At 49.3% G+C, this 5036-nt stretch carries 2 tRNA genes and 2 rRNA genes; all 4 read right to left on the reverse strand.

The annotated features are described in order from the left end of the window. Positions 1-22: 22 nt before the first annotated feature. A 23S ribosomal RNA gene (locus tag L654_RS0114725) occupies positions 23-2913 on the reverse strand. A gap of 304 nt (positions 2914-3217) precedes the next feature. Then, a tRNA-Ala gene (locus L654_RS0114730) sits at positions 3218-3293 on the reverse strand. Between the two features lie 50 nt (positions 3294-3343). Further along, positions 3344-3420: transfer RNA gene (locus L654_RS0114735), tRNA-Ile, on the reverse strand. 76 nt (positions 3421-3496) lie between these two features. Next, positions 3497-4994: ribosomal RNA gene (locus L654_RS0114740) — 16S ribosomal RNA — on the reverse strand. Together the 16S and 23S rRNA genes with 2 tRNA genes alongside form the textbook arrangement of a ribosomal RNA operon. Between the last annotated feature and the right edge of the window lie 42 nt (positions 4995-5036).

Genomic DNA, 5036 nt, shown 5'->3' on the forward strand with positions numbered 1-5036 from the left:
CATAAAACGCGTTTGGCGTTGTATGGTTAAGCCTCACGGGTAATTAGTACAAGTTAGCTTAATGGCTCACACCACTTCCACATCTTGCCTATCAACGTTGTAGTCTTCAACGGCCCTTCAGAGACTTTAAAAGTCTAGTGAGAACTCATCTCGAGGCCTGCTTCGCGCTTAGATGCTTTCAGCGCTTATCAGTTCCGAACGTAGCTACCGGGCAATGCCATTGGCATGACAACCCGAACACCAGCGGTTCGTTCACTCCGGTCCTCTCGTACTAGGAGCAACCCCTCTCAATTCTCAAACGCCCACGGCAGATAGGGACCGAACTGTCTCACGACGTTCTAAACCCAGCTCGCGTACCACTTTAAATGGCGAACAGCCATACCCTTGGGACCGACTTCAGCCCCAGGATGTGATGAGCCGACATCGAGGTGCCAAACACCGCCGTCGATATGAACTCTTGGGCGGTATCAGCCTGTTATCCCCGGAGTACCTTTTATCCGTTGAGCGATGGCCCTTCCATTCAGAACCACCGGATCACTATGACCTACTTTCGTACCTGCTCGACGTGTCTGTCTCGCAGTTAAGCTGGCTTCTACCATTACACTAACCGTACGATGTCCGACCGTACTTAGCCAACCTTCGTGCTCCTCCGTTACTCTTTAGGAGGAGACCGCCCCAGTCAAACTACCCACCAGGCACTGTCCGTAACCCCGATTCAGGGGCCAACGTTAGAACATCAAAACTACAAGGGTGGTATTTCAAGGTTGACTCCACAACAACTAGCGTCGCTGCTTCAAAGTCTCCCACCTATCCTACACATGTAGGTTCAATGTTCAGTGCCAAGCTGTAGTAAAGGTTCACGGGGTCTTTCCGTCTAGCCGCGGGTACACAGCATCTTCACTGCGATTTCAATTTCACTGAGTCTCGGGTGGAGACAGCGTGGCCATGGTTACACCATTCGTGCAGGTCGGAACTTACCCGACAAGGAATTTCGCTACCTTAGGACCGTTATAGTTACGGCCGCCGTTTACCGGGGCTTCGATCAAGAGCTTCTCCCTAAGGATAACCCCATCAATTAACCTTCCGGCACCGGGCAGGTGTCACACCGTATACGTCATCTTGCGATTTTGCACAGTGCTGTGTTTTTAATAAACAGTCCCAGCCACCTGGTCACTGCGGCTCCCGTCCGCTTAGAGAGCAAGTCTCATCACAGATAGGAGCGTACCTTCTCCCGAAGTTACGGTACGATTTTGCCTAGTTCCTTCACCCGAGTTCTCTCAAGCGCCTTAGTATTCTCTACCTGACCACCTGTGTCGGTTTGGGGTACGATTCCATATAATCTGAAGCTTAGAGGCTTTTCCTGGAAGTATGGCATCAGCAACTTCATCACCGTAGTGACTCGTCTCGTGTCTCAGGTTTAATGTTTGTCCGGATTTACCTAAACAAACGCCCTACTCACTTTCACATAGACTACCAACGCTATGCTTGCTTAGCCTGCTCCGTCCCCCCATCGCAATTATATCGAGTACAGAAATATTAATCTGTTTCCCATCGACTACGCCTTTCGGCCTCGCCTTAGGGGTCGACTTACCCTACCCTGATTAACATGGGATAGGAACCCTTGGTCTTCCGGCGTGGGAGTTTTTCACTCCCATTATCGTTACTCATGTCAGCATTCGCACTTCTGATACCTCCAGCATACCTCCCGGTACACCTTCAACGGCTTACAGAACGCTCCCCTACCACTCAGAATAAATTCTGAATCCGCAGCTTCGGTGCATAGTTTAGCCCCGTTACATCTTCCGCGCAGACCGACTCGACCAGTGAGCTATTACGCTTTCTTTAAAGGATGGCTGCTTCTAAGCCAACCTCCTGGCTGTCTGGGCCTTTCCACATCGTTTCCCACTTAACTATGACTTTGGGACCTTAGCTGGCGGTCTGGGTTGTTTCCCTCTTCACGACGGACGTTAGCACCCGCCGTGTGTCTCCCGGATATTACTTTACGGTATTCGGAGTTTGCAAAGGGTTGGTAAGTCGGGATGACCCCCTAGCCTTAACAGTGCTCTACCCCCGTAAGTATTCGTCCGAGGCTCTACCTAAATAGATTTCGGGGAGAACCAGCTATCTCCCGGTTTGATTAGCCTTTCACTCCTAGCCACAGGTCATCCCCTAACTTTTCAACGTTAGTGGGTTCGGTCCTCCAGTTGATGTTACTCAACCTTCAACCTGCCCATGGCTAGATCACCGGGTTTCGGGTCTATACCTTGCAACTATTCGCCCAGTTAAGACTCGGTTTCCCTACGGCTACCCTATTCGGTTAACCTCGCTACAAAATATAAGTCGCTGACCCATTATACAAAAGGTACGCAGTCACCCAACAAGTGGGCTCCTACTGCTTGTACGTACACGGTTTCAGGTTCTATTTCACTCCCCTCACAGGGGTTCTTTTCGCCTTTCCCTCACGGTACTGGTTCACTATCGGTCAGTTGGGAGTATTTAGCCTTAGATGATGGTCCACCTATATTCAGTCAAAGTTTCACGTGCTCCGACCTACTCGATTTCACTTAAAATGTCTTTTCATGTACGGGACTATCACCCTGTATCGTGGCGCTTTCCAGCAGCCTTCCATTAACACATAATAAGCTTAAGGGCTGTTCCGATTTCGCTCGCCGCTACTTTCGGAATCTCGGTTGATTTCTTTTCCTACGGGTACTTAGATGTTTCAGTTCTCCGCGTTCGCCTCGTTAACCTATGTATTCAGTTAACGATACCTGCAAGCAGGTGGGTTTCCCCATTCGGAAATCTTAGTCTCAAGCGCTTTTTACTAGCTTGACTAAGCTTATCGCAAGTTAATACGTCCTTCATCGCCTCCAACTGCCAAGGCATCCACCGTGTACGCTTAGTCACTTAACCATACAACCCAAACGGGTCTTTGTTTTATGACAGTTTAACTTCGCCAGAAGTCAATATTGAATACTAAAGTAGATACCAATCAATCAACTCATAAGAGTTAACTAAATGGCACTGAATGGTACTGCTACCATTCTTTTTTTACTTTTGAAAACTCTTGATAAATACAATGTATCTATCAGAATTTTATTATCAGCTTTTCCAAATTTTTAAAGAGCAAGAGATGTAAAAACTTCTCAAAATTAAACACACTCTATTCTCAGGCGGTTAATGGCCCGATAAAGAATATTTATTTTTAAGAAGTAAGTGGTGGAGCTAAGCAGGATCGAACTGCTGACCTCCTGCGTGCAAGGCAGGCGCTCTCCCAGCTGAGCTATAGCCCCACATATGCTGGTACTTATTGTTTTAACCATCTTCTTAATTAGATAAGAAGTGGTGGGTCTGAGTAGATTTGAACTACCGACCTCACCCTTATCAGGGGTGCGCTCTAACCAGCTGAGCTACAGACCCAAAACAATAAGTGTTGTTCTCTTTACAATAACAATCATCTGTGTGGACACTACGAACAAATAAGTTCTAAATCGTATAAGGAGGTGATCCAGCCCCAGGTTCCCCTAGGGCTACCTTGTTACGACTTCACCCCAGTCATGAATCACTCCGTGGTAAACGTCCTCCCGAGGGTTAGACTATCTACTTCTGGAGCAACCCACTCCCATGGTGTGACGGGCGGTGTGTACAAGGCCCGGGAACGTATTCACCGCGTCATTCTGATACGCGATTACTAGCGATTCCGACTTCATGGAGTCGAGTTGCAGACTCCAATCCGGACTACGACGCACTTTAAGTGATTCGCTTACTCTCGCGAGTTCGCAGCACTCTGTATGCGCCATTGTAGCACGTGTGTAGCCCTACACGTAAGGGCCATGATGACTTGACGTCGTCCCCACCTTCCTCCGGTTTATCACCGGCAGTCTCCTTAGAGTTCTCAGCATTACCTGCTAGCAACTAAGGATAGGGGTTGCGCTCGTTGCGGGACTTAACCCAACATCTCACAACACGAGCTGACGACAGCCATGCAGCACCTGTATCAGAGTTCCCGAAGGCACCAAACCATCTCTGGTAAGTTCTCTGTATGTCAAGTGTAGGTAAGGTTCTTCGCGTTGCATCGAATTAAACCACATGCTCCACCGCTTGTGCGGGCCCCCGTCAATTCATTTGAGTTTTAACCTTGCGGCCGTACTCCCCAGGCGGTCTACTTAATGCGTTAGCTTTGAAAAACAGAACCGAGGCTCCGAGCTTCTAGTAGACATCGTTTACGGCGTGGACTACCGGGGTATCTAATCCCGTTTGCTCCCCACGCTTTCGTACATGAGCGTCAGTGTTGACCCAGGTGGCTGCCTTCGCCATCGGTATTCCTTCAGATCTCTACGCATTTCACCGCTACACCTGAAATTCTACCACCCTCTATCACACTCTAGTTTGCCAGTTCGAAATGCAGTTCCCAGGTTGAGCCCGGGGCTTTCACATCTCGCTTAACAAACCGCCTGCGTACGCTTTACGCCCAGTAATTCCGATTAACGCTCGCACCCTCCGTATTACCGCGGCTGCTGGCACGGAGTTAGCCGGTGCTTCTTCTGTCAGTAANTGACTGAAAGTGCTTTACAACCCGAAGGCCTTCTTCACACACGCGGCATGGCTGCATCAGGCTTGCGCCCATTGTGCAATATTCCCCACTGCTGCCTCCCGTAGGAGTCTGGGCCGTGTCTCAGTCCCAGTGTGGCTGATCATCCTCTCAAACCAGCTAGGGATCGTCGCCTTGGTGAGCCATTACCTCACCAACTAGCTAATCCCACTTGGGCCAATCTAAAGGCGAGAGCCGAAGCCCCCTTTGGTCCGTAGACATTATGCGGTATTAGCAGTCGTTTCCAACTGTTGTCCCCCACCTCAAGGCATGTTCCCAAGCATTACTCACCCGTCCGCCGCTCGTCAGCAAAGTAGCAAGCTACTTTCTGTTACCGCTCGACTTGCATGTGTTAGGCCTGCCGCCAGCGTTCAATCTGAGCCATGATCAAACTCTTCAATTAAAAAGTTTTATGTCTTTCGACAGCTCAATGAATTCTGAATTT

Source organism: Pseudoalteromonas sp. TAB23, from assembly GCF_000498075.1.
GTDB lineage: Bacteria > Pseudomonadota > Gammaproteobacteria > Enterobacterales > Alteromonadaceae > Pseudoalteromonas > Pseudoalteromonas arctica.